Origin of the sequence: Acinetobacter sp. ANC 4169, assembly GCF_002135355.1 — a bacterium.
Classification (GTDB): domain Bacteria; phylum Pseudomonadota; class Gammaproteobacteria; order Pseudomonadales; family Moraxellaceae; genus Acinetobacter.
The window spans coordinates 65,295-81,076 of sequence record NZ_NEGE01000006.1; the positions used below are offsets into that span (position 1 = coordinate 65,295).

A 15,782-nucleotide genomic window follows, 5' to 3' on the forward strand; every position below is an offset into this window, starting at 1 on the left:
CATTTAAATCAGTTCAAACTGATTAAATCATTATTTACCAGAACGGTTACGTTTACGTTCATTTTCAGTCAAGTAACGCTTACGGATACGAATTGACTTAGGTGTTACTTCAACTAACTCATCATCTTCAATGAATTCAAGTGCTTGTTCAAGTGTATATTCTACAGCAGGAACTAGAGTTAACGCTTCATCAGTACCAGATGCACGTACGTTTGTTAACTGTTTCGCTTTAGTTGGGTTAACTGTCATGTCGTCAGAACGTGAGTTAATACCAATGATCATACCTTCGTAAACTTCTAACTGAGGTTTAGCGAATAGACGACCACGGTCTTGCAGTGTGAACAATGCATAGCCAAGGCAAGTACCTTGAACCATAGAAATCAACACACCGTTTTGACGTTTCGCAACAGTACCTTGTTTCATTGGACCGTAATGCGAGAAGCTAGACGTCATGATACCTGTACCAGAAGTCATCGTTAAGAATTCTGAACGGAAACCGATCAAGCCACGTGAAGGAACAGTAGCTTCAATACGGATACGGCCTTTACCGTCAACTTCCATATTGGTCATTTCGCCTTTACGGTGACCCATTTGTTCCATTACAGCACCTTGGTGCTGTTCTTCAACGTCAAATGTAACGTTTTCATACGGTTCTTGTTTTTCGCCGTCAACTTCTTTCAAGATTACTTGTGGACGAGATACGCCCATTTCGAAACCTTCACGACGCATGTTTTCAATAAGAACTGAAAGGTGAAGTTCACCACGACCAGATACTTTAAAACGGTCTGGAGAATCTGTATCTTCAACACGTAATGCTACGTTGTGGATCAATTCGCGATCTAGACGTTCACGGATATTACGTGAAGTTACGAATTTACCTTCTTTACCAGCAAACGGTGAGTTGTTTACCTGGAAAGTCATAGTCACTGTAGGTTCATCTACAGAAAGCGCTGGAAGTGCTTCAACTGCTTTCGGATCACAAATGGTGTCAGAAATGTTAAGCGCATCGATACCTGTTACACAAACGATATCGCCTGCAGAAGCTTCTTCAACGTCAACGCGATCTAGACCATGGTAACCCATGATTTTTAAGATACGACCGTTACGTGTTTTGCCTTCTTTGTCAATTACAGTCACTTGTGTATTCAATTTAACTGAACCGCGTTGGATACGACCAACACCGATAACACCAACGAAGCTGTTATAGTCAAGTGAAGACACTTGCATTTGGAATGGACCGTCAACGTCAACTGCTGGTGGTTCAACGATGTCTACGATTGTTTGGAACAATGGAGTCATGTCGTCAGCAAGTTCTTCTGGAGAAGGACCCGCTACACCACGAAGACCTGAAGCATATACTACTGGGAAGTCTAACTGTTCGTCAGTACCGCCAAGGTTGTCGAACAAGTCGAATACTTGGTCAATTACCCAGTCAGGACGCGCGCTTGGCTTGTCTACTTTGTTGATAATAACGATTGGTTTCAAACCGCGTGCGAACGCTTTTTGCGTTACGAAACGAGTTTGTGGCATTGGACCTTCTTGTGAATCCACAAGAAGAAGTACGCAGTCAACCATCGACATTACACGTTCAACTTCACCACCAAAGTCGGCGTGTCCCGGGGTGTCCACGATGTTAATGCGGTATTCAGTGTTAGTACGAGCATCAGTCCATTTAATTGCAGTGTTTTTTGCAAGAATGGTAATACCACGTTCAGACTCAATAGCGCCAGAATCCATGACACGCTCGATCTCACCCGCGCGATCACCGAGAGCACCAGATTGCTGTAAAAGTTTGTCTACAAGAGTAGTTTTACCATGATCGACGTGCGCAATAATGGCGATGTTACGGAGAGTTTTAATATCTGACATGTAAATTCGATACGTATTAAATTTGAGGGCAAATTATACAGAAAAAACTAAACTTTTAGTAGTGACAGTTTATTGACAGTTACAAGTTTTTTTGGCTATTCGCCTTTTTTTTGGTTTGTAAACGCGTGTAACTCGATTAGAATAACGCCAAATTGCTGCTGTACCTTCCTTACATGTCTGATTTAAAAAACTCTCCCGAGCAACAACATAGTCTTGATTTAGTCTATGGATTAAACGATCGACCTAAACCATTTATCGCTTTTTTGGCTGCTCTGCAACATTTACTTGCGATTATTGTCCCAATTGTCACGCCCGGATTGCTGATTTGTTTAGCGCTTGGCGTTTCAAAAGAAGACACCAACATGATTCTTTCCATGTCTTTGGTGATCTCGGGGATTGCAACCTTTCTACAATGTAAAAAAGTTGGCCCATTTGGCGCAGGCTTGCTGATTGTTCAAGGGACCAGTTTCAACTTTATCGGTCCTATTATCGGTATTGGTTCAGCGATGGTCGCTGCAGGTACGCCGGTTGAAGCAGTGATGGCGTCTATTTTCGGTGTGGTGATTGCAGGTTCATTTATTGAAATGGGCGTTTCACGCATTTTACCGTGGGTAAAACGACTGATTACTCCGCTTGTTACAGGTATTGTAGTACTGCTGATTGGTTTAACCTTAATTAAAGAAGGTTTAATCAGTATGGGTGGCGGTTATCAGGCCATGGGTGATAAAACCTTTGCCAATGCAGATAACCTGATCATGTCATGTACCGTACTGGCGATTATCATTGTCTTGAACCGTGTACGTATCACCTGGGTTAAAAGCTCAGCCATTTTGATTGCCCTGATTATTGGTTATGCCCTTGCCGGTTTCATGGGACATCTTGATTTTTCCGGCTTGAAAGATGCACCATTGGTACAAATTCCAACCCCAATGCATTTTGGTTTAAGCTTCTCTTGGAGCTTATTTATTCCAATGGCATTCATTTATTTGGTGACCTCACTGGAAGCGATTGGCGATATTACCGCGACCTCTAAAATTTCCAACCAGCCTGTCGATGGTGCAAAATGGATGGAACGTATTAAAGGCGGTGTGCTGGTGAATGGTGCCAACTCATTTCTTGCAGGTATCTTCAACACTTTCCCAAGTTCTGTTTTTGCGCAAAATAATGGCGTGATTCAGCTTACTGGGGTTGCGAGCCGTTATGTGGGTATCTGGATTGCTGCATTATTGGTGATTCTGGGCTTGCTTCCTGCTGTTGCTGGCGTGATTCAGGCTGTGCCTCAAGCAGTACTCGGCGGTGCAGTCATGGTGATGTTTGGTGCAGTGGCTGCCTCAGGTATTAATATTCTGTCAGGCATTCATCTTGACCGTCGTGCCCTACTGATTATTGCCATTTCTCTGGCACTGGGTTTGGGTGTTGCACAAGTCCCACAAATTTTGGAGCATCTTCCAGAATTATTCCGTAACATCTTCAGTTCAGGTGTAGCGACTGGTGGTATTGCCGCATTACTCTTAAATATTATTCTTCCTGAATCGAAGAAATAATTTCATTTCAGCATCAACTCTGCCCAGCATTGTCTGGGCAGAGTTTTTCAATGGCGAGATAAAAAATGGATCCAAGAAGTGAAGTTGTCATTCGACAGCATGAATATCTTTCTGGACGTGTGCTTTTAGTCAATGCACCGACTGATGATTTACTTTCCAATCTAGAGAAAGACATCACTCCATGTTTATGGACATGGAATTATAATGAATTTCAATATTTTCAGTCTCAGCAAGCCGCTGTACATTTTGGTGTAGAGCTTCCTGAAGGCAGTTTTGACCAGGCCATTATTTTTGTGCCTAAGTCCAAAGAACTCTTAAACTACCTACTGCATAATGTAGTCAACCGCTTGGGGTTGGGAGCGTCGATTTTCCTGGTTGGGGAAAAGAAAGGTGGCGTTGAGCGTGCAGCCAAACAGCTACAGCCTTATGGTAAAGCCGTCAAACTGGATAGCGCACGCCATTGCCAAATGTGGCAAGTCACCATTGAATCCACTGTGAAAGAAAAAACTTTGGCAGATTGGGCGCAGCACTATACCGTTGCAACGCCTAAAGGTGATTTAAGCATTTGCGCCTTGCCTGGTGTATTTAGCCAGAATCGCCTGGATGTTGGTACAGCGGTATTTTTACCGTTTTTATCGCAAGTCACTTCAGGTAAAATTGCCGACTTTGGTTGTGGTGCCGGAGTGATCAGTGCTTATCTGGCGAAACTGAATCCGAAAAACCGCATTTTTGCGTTGGATGTCGATGCTTTTGCCTTGGCTTCTACCCGCATGACTTTTGAAAAAAACAGCCTCTCACCAGAACAGCTGGAAATTTCTGCGGTTACTGGCATTGAAGATGCGCCGCTTTTCTTGCATGCCATCGTCAGCAATCCCCCATTTCATCAAGGCATTCAGACCAATTACGATGCCAGTGAAAACTTGTGTAAGACTTCACGCCGTCATTTAAAATCGGGTGGTGAATTATGGATTGTGGCAAACCGCTTTTTAAATTATCCATTACTTATTGAACAAAGCTTTGGTGCATGTACCACCAAAGCAGATCAACAAGGTTTTAAAGTGCTGTTCGCTAGCACTGAAAAGAAATCTTAAGGAACAACGATGAGCGAAACTCAATCTGCACATTTACAGCGTAAGCTGGGTGCACGTCATTTGAATATGATCGCCATTGGTGGTTCTATCGGTACAGGCTTATTCCTGGCTTCTGGTGCAACAATTGCCAATGCCGGTCCGGGCGGTGCTTTATTGGCTTACTGTCTGATTGGGATCATGATTTATTTCCTGATGACCAGTCTGGGTGAGCTTGCAACCCACAACCCGACTTCAGGTGCCTTCTTTACTTATGGTACAAAATACGTAGAAGGCGGTTTTGGCTTCGCATTGGGATGGAACTATTGGTACAACTGGGCCATTACCGTTGCATTTGAACTGGTTGCAGTTCAGTTCATTATGAAATTCTGGTTCCCTGATATTCCTGGATTCTACTGGAGTGCCATTTTCCTTGCCGTTATTTTTGCTATTAACTCACTCTCTGTAAAAGGCTTTGGTGAAAGCGAATTCTTATTCTCTTTAGTTAAAGTCATTGCCATCATTGTGTTTATTATTATTGGTATTGCCATGATTGCGAAAATCATGCTGACGCCAAACATGGTGACTTTTGCCAACTGGACTAAAGGTGATGCACCTTTTGTGGGTGGCTTACAGGCCATGATCGGTGTCGCCATGATTGCCGGGTTCTCCTTCCAGGGTACAGAGATGGTGGGTGTGGCTGCAGGTGAATCCAAAGATCCTAAAAAGACTATTCCTGTGGCTATTAAGCAGATTTTCTGGCGTATTTTATTGTTCTATGTGGTGTGTATATTCATCATTGGAACATTAGTGGCCTATGATGATCCGCGTCTATTACAGGCGGCTGCGAGCGATAATATCACCCTGTCACCCTTTACTTTACTGTATGAAAAAGTCGGTTTTGCTTTTGCTGCAGGTTTAATGAATGCGGTGATTTTAACTGCAATCCTGTCTGCGGGTAACTCGGGCATGTATTCATCGACCCGTATGCTGTTTGACATGGCACGTAAAGGTAGTGCACCAAAAATCTTTGGTAAACTTGATGCGCGTGGCGTACCAATGAACGCCTTGTATGTAACCACTGCGATTGCAGCGCTCTGCTTTCTCACTACCTTTATTGGTGAGCAGCAAGTATTTAACTGGTTGTTAAATATGTCAGGCATGTGTGGTTTTATTGTCTGGCTAGGCATTGCCATTTCACACTACCGTTTCCGCAAAGGTTATTTGGCACAGGGTTATAAACTGGAAGATTTGGCTTATAAAGCCAAGTTTTTCCCGTTTGCGCCTTGGTTTGCATTTATTCTTTGTACCATTGTAGTGTTGGGACAAAATTATCAAGCCTTCCTTAGCGGTGACTGGCTTGGCGTGTTATCTACTTATATCAGCATTCCATTATTTTTGGTGATTTGGCTGGGTTATAAATGGAAAAACAAAACCAAGTTGGTTTCTTATCAAGACATGGATGTTAAGCCCATGAATCCTGATCAGGACTAACGCTACTGTTGTCATAAAAAAACAGCCTTTGGGCTGTTTTTTTATTTTTATGATCGTCAGTCGTGTGCCAAAAATTCTTTCAAGGCAAAGCTGACTTCATTTTTATGGGTGGTACATAAACCATGCGGTGCGCCCTTAATTTGCTCTTCTACCCCATGTTTTAAAAGTTTGACCGCCTGCTGACTACAAATTTCTGGCGGTACAATTTCATCTGCTGTTCCATACATCACCAAAGTAGGTACAGTAATCTGGGTTAAATCTTCACGTAAATCTGTTTCTGAAAAAGCATGGATACAATCGTAATGTGCCTTGATTGACCCCTGCATGGCAATACGCCAGAAATTTTGTATCACTCCTTCTGAGGTTTTATTTAATAATTTGTCATAGCCATAAAATGATTTAGCAAAATCCAGATAAAAATCGGCTCTGTTGGCCAATAAATTGGCACGCATTTCATCAAATACGTCTAAATCCAAACCGTCTGGATGATCATCCCGCTTAATCATCAGAGGTGTTACCGCGGCAATGAGCGCGAGTTTAGTCACCTTTTGCTGTCCATATTTTGCCGTATAACGGGTGACTACTGCTCCACCGGTGGAATGTCCGACTAAAGCAAACTCAGTTAATTCAAGGTGTTCAATGAGTTGATGCAGATCTTGTGCATATTGATCAATGCTGTGCCCCGCCCAAGGTTGACTTGACCTTCCATGACCACGTCGGTCAAATGCAATAACCCGAAAACCATGTTCAGCCAGAAATAACATCTGGTCTTCAAAAGCATCACTCGATAAAGGCCAGCCATGGGAAAAAACCACCACAGGGCCATCGCCCCAATCCTTGTAATAAATCGAGGTTCCATCTGTTGTTGTTAACATCTGTGTCATTTTTTCACCCTCTTTTTATTGTGTATATGGGTGTTTATTAGAACAAGATCAAAATAAAACTGTGTATTAAACAAGTTATGCTTATGTAGCACGCAAAAAAAAGCAGCCTTGCGGCTGCTTTTTTTTAAATCAGTTCAATAATAAATTATTGAGCTGCAGGAGCTTGTTGAGCAGGTTCTGCAACAACTGTACGGCTACCAGAAATAGTCGCGAATACACGACGGTTCATAGCACGGCCTTCTTTAGTGTTGTTGTCAGCAATCGGTTGATCCCAAGCGAAACCTTGAGTAGACAAACGAGCTGGATCTACATTGTATTCATTTACAAGTGAAGATTTAACAGAATTAGCACGAGCTAAAGATAAACGTTCGTTCAATGCACGTGGACCAGTGTTATCTGTGTGACCTTCGATGCGAGCAGTAGCGTTTGGATATTCAACTAACTTCTCAGCAACTTTAGCGATTTCTGGTTTGTATTGGTCTTTGATGTTTGATTTGTTTGTATCAAAGAACACACGAAGTTCCATGTTAAGGTCTTCAGTCAACTCTTGTGGAGCTGGTTGAACTGGAGCTACAGGCTCAACTGGAGCAACTTCTACTGCAGGAGCAGCAGGTTTCAAGTGACCACCAAGAACTACGTTAAGACCAGCTAAAGCTGTATAGTTCCAGAAATCTTCGTCGATGTTATAAGTAGCACGAGCTTCAGTACGTAGAGATAAAGCATCGTTTAAGCGCCAGAAAGCACCTAGACCAGCGTTACCAAGAGTACCTTCTTCTTCAAGGCCACGAGTATCACGACCAGCAGCGCTATCAAGATCATATTTATAGTGACCAGCACCTAACAATACGTAAGGTTTGATTTTGCTGTCATAGTTTTTAGTGATCAAATCAGAAGTAGCATAGAAGTTACCATTGATTTGAGTTTGCTTGTATTCAGAGCCCGCTGCTACGCCAAGACCTTCTACATCACCTTTAACTTGGTTATATTCAGCTTCGAAACCTAACCATGGAGTTAATTCAACACCTAGTGCCGCACCAACGAACAAATCATCTTGAAGCTCTTGACCACCATTAGTTAAGTTGCCACGGCTGTTGTTGTGTTGAGTGTCTTGGAATGTATAACCAAGCATTAATGGAGTAACAGTTACGCCAGCGTTAGCAGCAGCTAAAGGTGCAGCAACGAGCATTGCTAATGCAATACGACTCATTTTCATGGATTTATCCTCCAGAGATAACAATTGTTGTTCAAGCTAAAGCCTAGAATTTGACTATTCTGAGATAGGCTTTCTTTTACCCCAGTTTTATTCTTAAGCTATTCACTGTGAATCATACAAACACTTTATTTTTTTTCCAAGTGCTTGATAATTTTAATCAAGTAAATTATTGACAAAATTACTTACAATTTCCGTTGTAATTCGGTAATTTTTTACTCAATTTATTCTTATGAATAGCTTATTGTCACTTGCGAATTATTTTAACAGCTTTCTTAAAAGTTGAGTAATAAATATTACTCGCAAAAAAAACAATTAAAAAACAAAACACTAATAACACAAATAATTTAAAAAAAATATATTACAGGATCATTTTAAATGCCTTTTCAACCAAAAAATGGTTTCACATTAGTTGAGCTAATCGTTACTTTGGCTATTTTTGCCATTCTGGCTACCATCGCTATACCTTATTTTCAAGAAATAAAAGCCAAGCAGGAAGTCAACGCTATCACCAATAAACTGATTTCAACGATTCAATTAGCTAAATCGCAAGCATCTATTTATCATAGCAATGTAGTGATATGTCCCAGCCAAAATAAAATGAATTGTCAAACAAACCAATGGACTGCTGGTTTACTTATTTTTCTCGATAGCAATAAAAATAGACAAATTGATACAGGCGAAAAAATTATCTATACAGAATCAACCAATTTGAAATATGGGCATTTAGATTGGAGAGGAACATTGAATGTCCCCAGCTTAACTTTTCAAGCGGAAAATGGCCTGCCTATAGGTTCAAATGGCAGTTTTTATTACTGTTCAATCGTTTCTGATCATCACCAGAAACTGGTTCTGAGTGCGATGGGACATATGCGGATCGAAAACCTATCCATCTGCTAAAAACTTATCAGTCTAAAGACGTAGAACAATCCCACTTTATTCCTGCTCATTTTTCAATATACTGCTTAGGCTTGGAAAATAATTCCCTAAAAAGTCAATCTCGGAGAAAAAATAATGACAGACATCGTAATTGTAAATGGCGCACGTACCGCAATGGGCGGCTTTCAAGGTAGCTTAGCCAGTGTCACAGCCCCTGAACTTGGCGCAGCATCCATCAAGGAAGCGATTGCTCGTGCAGGATTACAAGCAACGGATGTCGAAGAAGTCATTATGGGCTGCGTGCTCCCTGCTGGCTTAAAACAAGGGCCAGCTCGTCAGGCGATGCGTAAAGCCGGGCTACCTGATTCAACAGGTGCAGTCACCATTAATAAACTTTGTGGTTCAGGCATGAAAGCGGTTATGCAAGCTGCTGACATGATTAAAGCCGGTTCTGCTGAAATTGTGGTTGCAGGCGGTATGGAATCTATGACCAATGCACCATATATCCTGCCTAAAGCACGTGGTGGCTTCCGTATGGGGCATGGTGAAATCAAGGATCATATGTTCTTTGATGGTCTTGAAGATGCCGAAACAGGCCGCTTAATGGGTTCATTTGCACAAGACACGGCAAATACACGTGGCTATACCCGTGAACAAATGGATGCCTTTGCGATTCGTTCATTAGAACGTGCACAAAAAGCCGTAAACGAAGGTTACTTTGCCGATGAAATCGTGCCTGTAACCGTGTCGAGTCGCAAAGGTGATGTTGTTGTTGATAAAGATGAACAACCCTTTAATGCGAACATTGCCAAAATTCCAACGCTTCGTCCTGCATTTGCTAAAGATGGAACCATTACGGCTGCCAATGCCAGCTCGATTTCAGATGGTGCTTCTGCGCTTGTACTCACCTCAAGTGAAAAAGCTGCTGCGAAAGGCTTGAAGCCGCTTGCAAAAATTGTGGCTTATGCTTCAAATTCACAGCATCCTTCAGAATTTACCATTGCTCCAGTCGGTGCCATTCAGAAAGTTTTAAATAAAACCGGTTGGGATGCACAAGATGTCGATCTTTGGGAAATTAACGAAGCTTTTGCCATGGTGACCATGTGTCCAATGGATGACTTCAAACTTGATCCAGCTAAAGTAAACATTAATGGCGGTGCTTGTGCACTCGGCCATCCGGTGGGTTCTACTGGTTCTCGTATCATCTTGACCTTGATTCATGCACTTAAACGCACTGGCGGCAAGAAAGGTATTGCGGCACTCTGTATCGGTGGTGGTGAAGCGACCGCTGTGGCGATTGAATTGCTTTAATTGTTTTGAAGTCTCCCTTTGTTAAAGGGAGATTTAGAGGGATTATTTTTAAATCCTCCCCTCTTGCGGAACATCGTTCCTCATCCTTTAATAACGGAAGGAACTAAAAATCCCTCTTTTGAGGGATTTTTTTATGCTTACACTTTTTTATATTTTCATCATCAAAATTTAAGCTGAAGCCTGCTAAATTAGAACCATCAAAAACAACAACAAAGGATTATCATGCAACTCAATCATTATTTGAATTTCCAGGGTGAAACCGAAGCAGCATTTAACTTTTATAAATCTGTTTTTGGTGGTGAGTTTTCCAATCTTACCCGTTATGGAGAGTTACCAGCGCAAGAAGGGGTCACGCTATCTGAAGCAGATAAAAATCTAATCCTTCATGTCTCACTACCGATTAATGCATTTACAGAACTGATGGCATCCGATACCAATGATCAATTCTGTGCACAAAATAATACCGTTTTCACCAAAGGTAATAATCACTATATTTCAATTAATCTGAATGCCCATGAACAAGCAGAAGCAAAACGTTTATTTGACGCGTTATCTGTGAATGGACAAATTGAAATGCCATTAGACAAAACTTTTTGGGGTGCGCTGTATGGTGCCTTTACTGATCAGTTCGGGATTAAGTGGATGGTGAATTGCCAATTAGAAGCAATGTGATCTCAATTTTTTATTCAAACACGCATAAAAAAGCCGGAATCAATCCGGCTTTTTTTAACATCGGCTTAAAACAATCAAGCACCTGTTTGATAATGTGCTTTTTCAACTGCAGTTGAAGCTTGGTATGGGTTGCTAAAGTCACCTAAACCAGCCGCTGCTTCCTGAATATCTTTACCTTCTTTAATCACGAAAGTATCGAAACCTGAACGCTTCATGTAGTTCAACACGTCTTTGAACACATCGCCAGTTGCACGCAGTTCGCCCTGGAAACCTTGACGGCGTAACAATGCAGCAAATGAATAGCCACGACCATCGTTAAAGCCTGCAAATTCGATAAAAATTGCATCTAACTGGTCAAGCGGAAATTCATGGGTTTCAGGTGAAGCATCTACAGTGATGTAGAGTGCTTTTTTGCCTGACACATTGGCAAGCTGGTCTAACTGTTCAACAGTTAGAACCACGTCACCTTGTGGCAATACGCCATCTTCACCAATAAGCTGGTAGGTATTGTCTGCAATTGTGCCATCTTTAGAGAGCACTTGTAGTGCGGTATTAAGCATATGCACGCTCCTTAAATGGTTGAATGCCGACACGGCGGTATGTATCAATAAATTCTTCGCCTTCCTGACGTAGGTCAAGATAGGTATTCAAAATTTCTTCGATGATGTCAGGTACCACTTCCGCTGCAAATGATGGCCCCAAGATGTCGCCAATTGAGGCATCATGGTCCGCATTACCACCCAAAGTGATTTGGTAGAATTCTGCACCTTTTTTGTCTACACCCAAAATACCGATGTTACCGACATGGTGATGACCACAGGCATTCATACAACCTGAAATATTTAAGTCAAGTTTGCCTAGGTTATAGATGGTATCCAGATCATCAAAACGGCGTGAAATCGCTTCTGAAATTGGAATTGATTTCGCATTTGCGAGCGAGCAGAAGTCACCGCCTGGGCAGCAGATGATGTCGGTCAAGAAACCAATGTGCGCACGTGCAAGGTTATGCTGATCGAGAATTTTCCACAATTCAAACAGGTCTTTTTGCGGTACATCAACAAGTGCAATATTTTGCTCATGTGTAGTACGGAACTCACCGAAGGTGTACTTATCTGCAAGATCAGCAATCAAGTTCATCTCTTCAACCGTCATGTCGCCCGGTGCGATACCGGCACGTTTCAAAGAAATCGTAACAATACGGTAGCCTTGTACTTTATGAGCATTGGTGTTGATGTTGAACCACTGCTTGAACTTCGGATGCGCTGCAAACTGTTCAGTAAAGTCTTCATCGGCATAAGCTTGATAATCAAATGGCGTGAAGTTCTCATCCATTTTTGCCAAGGTGTCTGCATCGATTTTTAAAGTTTTTACTGTATGTGCAAATTCAGCTTCCACTTTTTCTGCAAATACGGCTGGTGTTAAAGCTTTTACTAAAATTTTGATACGAGCTTTGTATTTGTTGTCACGGCGACCGTGCAAGTTATATACACGCAGTACTGCTTCTAAATAAGCAATCAAATCTTCACGTGGCAAGAAGTCACGGATAAAGCTGCCGATCACCGGGGTACGGCCCAAGCCACCACCCACTTTGATTTTATAGCCCATCTCGCCTGCTTCATTACGCACGATGTATACACCGATGTCATGGAATGAAGTCGCCGCACGGTCAGTTTCTTCAAGCGCAGAAACCGCGATTTTGAACTTACGTGGCAAGAAGGCAAATTCCGGGTGGAATGTAGACCATTGACGAATCAATTCACAGGTCGGACGTGGGTCAGCCACTTCACCGGCAACCACACCGGCATACTGGTCAGTCGTGGTATTACGGATACAGTTACCTGAAGTTTGAATCGCATGCATCTGAACTGATGCCAGCTCTTGCAGCATGTCCGGCACATTTTCTAGCGCAGGCCAGTTAAACTGAATGTTTTGACGTGTTGAAACGTGTGCATAACCACGGTCATAGTCTTGGGCTAATTCCGCAATTTTACGCAATTGTTTTGAATTCATCAGACCATAAGGTACTGCAATACGCAACATTGGCGCATAACGTTGTACATAAAGGCCGTTTTGCAGACGAAGCGGACGATATTCATCTTCCGTCAATTTACCTGCTAAATAACGTTCCGTTTGGTCACGGAACTGTGCAACACGTTCATTGACCAGTTGCTGGTCAAAATCAGTATATAAATACATGGCGTACAGCTAGTAGTTTCTATTATAACGGTGCACAGCATAACGAGATTTGATCTATCAACAAAATGCGTTTTTTACATATTTAATAGCGGTTTTATTGATAAGTGTAGTCAAGCTTCACAGATATAGAGCCTTTCAGCCTTTTTTAATTCATTTTTAATGATATTGCTCATTTTGTTTATTCTTTAGCATTTATTTTCATAAAAAAAAGCCCGACGAATCGGACTTTTTAGACTTAACCTAAATAGGCAGTTTATTTTTTATCGGGTAAGGCATAAGCAACCACAGAGTCACCCATTTTGGTCCCGAATGAACCATGACCACCAGCCATGATGACCACATACTGTTTACCATTGGCTTCATAAGTCATTGGGGTTGCCTGGCCACCTGCAGGAAGACGACCTTTCCAAAGCTCATCACCGTTGGTGACATTGATGGCGCGGATGTAATTGTCCTGGGTTGCACCGACAAACATCAAGTTACCCGCAGTAGAGATTGAACCACCCAGCATTGGTACACCCATTTTGAATGGAGGCAATGGAATACCCGGCATACTGTCACGGATGGTACCGATACGGCGTTTCCAGGCTACTTCATGGGTATTTAAATCGACACCCGCGACAAAGCCCCAACTTGGTTGTTTACAAGGTAGACCAAATGGAGACAGGAACGCGCTGATTTCAACACCATAAGGTACGCCATACATTGGCTGTACACCAGCTTCTGTACCTGCACCTTTGGCAGTTTTAGGACGGTTGGGATCTTCAGGAATCAGTTTAGTGACAAATGGCAAGCCAATCGGGTTCATCACTGCAATTTGACGGTCGGGGTTGACCGACATACCGCCCCATTCAAACACGCCCAAGTTGCCTGGGAATACCAATGTACCGTTTTCTGATGGCGGTGTATAAATGCCTTCATAGTTGAGTTTTTTGAATGACACACGGCAGATCATTTGGTCAAACATGGTTGCGCCCCACATCTGTTTATCTGTCAATTTGTCTTTCGGCGCCATATCAAAATCAGAGAATGGCTGTGTAGGTGAATAACGTTCGCCTTTGGTTTGCGGGCCGCGTTTCACTGTTTGTGGAACCGGTTTTTCAGTAATCGGTACAATTGCTTTACCGTTACGACGGTCAAGCACAAAGGCATTCCCTGTTTTCGTCAATACATAGATCGCAGGCACGATATTGCCAGACTTGTCTTTAATATCAGCCAATGTCGGTTGAGACGGTACATCCATATCCCACAAGTCATGATGGGTGGTTTGGAAATTCCACACCAACTTACCGGTAGATGCATTTAGCGCAAGCATTGAGTTGGCATAACGTTCATCCAATTCTGTGCGGTGACCGCCATAAATATCTGGGGTACCTACACCGGTTGGTACATACACAATATCCAGTTTTGCATCATAGGCCAAAGGTGCCCATGCGTTTGGCGAGTTATGCACAAATTTTTGACCCGGTGCTGGAATCGCATTTGGATCTTCTGCACCGGTATCAAACACCCAAAGCAGTTCACCGCTATTCACATCGTAACCACGAATGACACCAGAAGGCTCTTCGGTCGAATAGTTATCGGTGGTCGAACCCGCAATAATGATAGTCGTACCAGTAATGACTGGAGGTGAAGTTGGGATATAACCACCCGGATATGGGAATGGCATATCTTTTTGCAGATCCACTTCGCCATTGGTACCAAAGTCAGAACATGGCGTACCGGTTTGCGGATTCACCGCAACCAGACGACCGTCATTCACCGGCAGAATCACTTTTTGAGGACATTCAGCAGAGGTGGTTTTCTTTGCAGCTAAACTGGTTTCAAAACCAACCGTATTGTTGACATCAAAATAAGATACCCCACGGCAAGTTAAATGCTGATAGGTATGATCGGCTTTAAGTTTAGGATCATAGGTCCATTTGGCCTTACCTGTTGCAGGATCAAGTGCAGTCAATTTTTGGTGAGTTGTACACATGTACATATTGTCACCGACTTTAATTGGCGTGACCTGATTGGTGGTTTCACCGGAATCGTTTTCAGTTTTGAATTCACCAGTATGATATTCCCAAGCCACTTTCAAGTCTTTTACGTTTTCAGAATTAATTTGTTTTAATGGAGAATAACGTAAACCAGACTGGGTACGACCATAAGCCGGCCAGTCAGCATCTGCCACACCCGGAATGGGCTGCGATGTTGCAGGCTGTTTGGTGCTTAACTCACCCCGAATTTCTTGAGGATCATTAAATACCGAGTAGATCATCACCGCAATGGTGATTGCCAATGTGCCTGTAAGCGCCAGTTTTGCGCCTTTGGTATTTTCAAATCCGCGAGTTGCTGCAGGAATAAGCAATAAAAGACCAAAGACACCTAAAATGTCCAGACGAGGTGCAAGCGCAAAGAAGTCTGAACCCACTTCCCAAAGCCCCCACACCACAGTACCTAATACCAGCACCGCGTAAACCAGAAGTGCCGAACTTTTTAATTTTTGCAATAAAATTGCAGTAGCGATGAAGAATAAACCTGCAATGATGTAGTACCAAGACCCACCCAATACTGCAAGATATATTCCTCCGAGCAGCAGCACTAAACCGAAAATGATGGCAACTACAGCCAAAATCGTTTTTAGAACTGAACCTGTAGAGGGAGTGCTCAT

The 15,782-nt window shown here is 42.6% G+C and carries 12 protein-coding genes; 6 read left to right on the plus strand and 6 right to left on the minus strand.

Annotation, left to right across the window (positions count from 1 at the left end; genetic code table 11):
• Positions 1 to 30 precede the first annotated feature (30 nt).
• The gene (gene typA / locus B9T26_RS06145) at positions 31 to 1,869 is read right to left on the minus strand and encodes a translational GTPase TypA (protein WP_086198861.1); all 1,839 of its coding nucleotides are present in this window, start codon (positions 1,867 to 1,869) and stop codon (positions 31 to 33) included.
• Positions 1,870 to 2,042: 173 nt separating this feature from the next.
• Between typA and B9T26_RS06150 the strand changes: the two genes are divergently transcribed.
• From B9T26_RS06150 to B9T26_RS06160, 3 genes are all read left to right on the plus strand, one after another.
• Complete coding sequence (locus B9T26_RS06150) at positions 2,043 to 3,413, plus strand: uracil-xanthine permease family protein (RefSeq protein ID WP_086198862.1); 1,371 nt, start codon at positions 2,043 to 2,045, stop codon at positions 3,411 to 3,413.
• Positions 3,414 to 3,478: 65 nt separating this feature from the next.
• Entirely contained in the window at positions 3,479 to 4,504 is a 1,026-nt protein-coding gene (locus B9T26_RS06155) for a class I SAM-dependent methyltransferase (protein ID WP_086198863.1), read from the plus strand.
• Between the two features lie 9 nt (positions 4,505 to 4,513).
• Positions 4,514 to 5,974, plus strand: coding sequence for an amino acid permease (locus tag B9T26_RS06160; protein ID WP_086198864.1), 1,461 nt, complete (start codon positions 4,514 to 4,516; stop codon positions 5,972 to 5,974).
• A 56-nt stretch (positions 5,975 to 6,030) separates the two neighbouring features.
• Here B9T26_RS06160 and B9T26_RS06165 read toward each other — a convergent pair whose 3' ends face one another.
• Both B9T26_RS06165 and omp38 read right to left on the minus strand, forming a co-directional pair.
• On the minus strand, positions 6,031 to 6,858 hold the full coding sequence (locus B9T26_RS06165) for an alpha/beta fold hydrolase (protein WP_086198865.1): 828 nt from the start codon (positions 6,856 to 6,858) through the stop codon (positions 6,031 to 6,033).
• Between the two features lie 145 nt (positions 6,859 to 7,003).
• Entirely contained in the window at positions 7,004 to 8,071 is a 1,068-nt protein-coding gene (gene omp38, locus B9T26_RS06170) for an outer membrane protein Omp38 (protein WP_086198866.1), read from the minus strand.
• Positions 8,072 to 8,446: 375 nt separating this feature from the next.
• Between omp38 and B9T26_RS06175 the strand changes: the two genes are divergently transcribed.
• The 3 genes from B9T26_RS06175 to B9T26_RS06185 all read left to right on the plus strand — a co-directional run bounded on the left by B9T26_RS06175 (position 8,447) and on the right by B9T26_RS06185 (position 10,930).
• A complete protein-coding gene (locus B9T26_RS06175; RefSeq protein WP_086198867.1) occupies positions 8,447 to 8,968 on the plus strand; it encodes a GspH/FimT family pseudopilin in 522 nt (173 codons plus the stop codon).
• Between the two features lie 114 nt (positions 8,969 to 9,082).
• The gene (locus tag B9T26_RS06180) at positions 9,083 to 10,258 is read left to right on the plus strand and encodes a thiolase family protein (RefSeq protein WP_086198868.1); all 1,176 of its coding nucleotides are present in this window, start codon (positions 9,083 to 9,085) and stop codon (positions 10,256 to 10,258) included.
• A gap of 222 nt (positions 10,259 to 10,480) precedes the next feature.
• Positions 10,481 to 10,930, plus strand: a complete 450-nt coding sequence (locus B9T26_RS06185) for a VOC family protein (RefSeq protein ID WP_086175400.1) — start codon at positions 10,481 to 10,483, stop codon at positions 10,928 to 10,930.
• Between the two features lie 74 nt (positions 10,931 to 11,004).
• Here the strand turns inward: B9T26_RS06185 and B9T26_RS06190 are convergent, their stop codons facing one another.
• The 3 genes from B9T26_RS06190 to B9T26_RS06200 all read right to left on the minus strand — a co-directional run bounded on the left by B9T26_RS06190 (position 11,005) and on the right by B9T26_RS06200 (position 15,782).
• Complete coding sequence (locus B9T26_RS06190; RefSeq protein WP_086198869.1) at positions 11,005 to 11,490, minus strand: DUF934 domain-containing protein; 486 nt, start codon at positions 11,488 to 11,490, stop codon at positions 11,005 to 11,007.
• Positions 11,483 to 13,126, minus strand: a complete 1,644-nt coding sequence (locus B9T26_RS06195) for a nitrite/sulfite reductase (protein WP_086198870.1) — start codon at positions 13,124 to 13,126, stop codon at positions 11,483 to 11,485. The genes B9T26_RS06190 and B9T26_RS06195 overlap by 8 nt, the downstream gene beginning before the upstream one ends.
• A 253-nt stretch (positions 13,127 to 13,379) precedes the next feature.
• Positions 13,380 to 15,782 (minus strand): glucose/quinate/shikimate family membrane-bound PQQ-dependent dehydrogenase, encoded by a 2,403-nt coding sequence (locus B9T26_RS06200; protein WP_086198871.1) that lies wholly within the window; start codon positions 15,780 to 15,782, stop codon positions 13,380 to 13,382.

What these genes read in the sequence shown, in the direction of transcription:
- typA (WP_086198861.1), bottom strand. Translation starts at nt 1,869, where the DNA reads ATGTCAGATATTAAAACTCTCCGTAACATCGCCATTATTGCGCACGTC.
- B9T26_RS06150 (WP_086198862.1), top strand. Translation starts at nt 2,043, where the DNA reads ATGTCTGATTTAAAAAACTCTCCCGAGCAACAACATAGTCTTGATTTA.
- B9T26_RS06155 (WP_086198863.1), top strand. Translation starts at nt 3,479, where the DNA reads ATGGATCCAAGAAGTGAAGTTGTCATTCGACAGCATGAATATCTTTCT.
- B9T26_RS06160 (WP_086198864.1), top strand. Translation starts at nt 4,514, where the DNA reads ATGAGCGAAACTCAATCTGCACATTTACAGCGTAAGCTGGGTGCACGT.
- B9T26_RS06165 (WP_086198865.1), bottom strand. Translation starts at nt 6,858, where the DNA reads ATGACACAGATGTTAACAACAACAGATGGAACCTCGATTTATTACAAG.
- omp38 (WP_086198866.1), bottom strand. Translation starts at nt 8,071, where the DNA reads ATGAAAATGAGTCGTATTGCATTAGCAATGCTCGTTGCTGCACCTTTA.
- B9T26_RS06175 (WP_086198867.1), top strand. Translation starts at nt 8,447, where the DNA reads ATGCCTTTTCAACCAAAAAATGGTTTCACATTAGTTGAGCTAATCGTT.
- B9T26_RS06180 (WP_086198868.1), top strand. Translation starts at nt 9,083, where the DNA reads ATGACAGACATCGTAATTGTAAATGGCGCACGTACCGCAATGGGCGGC.
- B9T26_RS06185 (WP_086175400.1), top strand. Translation starts at nt 10,481, where the DNA reads ATGCAACTCAATCATTATTTGAATTTCCAGGGTGAAACCGAAGCAGCA.
- B9T26_RS06190 (WP_086198869.1), bottom strand. Translation starts at nt 11,490, where the DNA reads ATGCTTAATACCGCACTACAAGTGCTCTCTAAAGATGGCACAATTGCA.
- B9T26_RS06195 (WP_086198870.1), bottom strand. Translation starts at nt 13,126, where the DNA reads ATGTATTTATATACTGATTTTGACCAGCAACTGGTCAATGAACGTGTT.
- B9T26_RS06200 (WP_086198871.1), bottom strand. Translation starts at nt 15,782, where the DNA reads ATGAGCACTCCCTCTACAGGTTCAGTTCTAAAAACGATTTTGGCTGTA.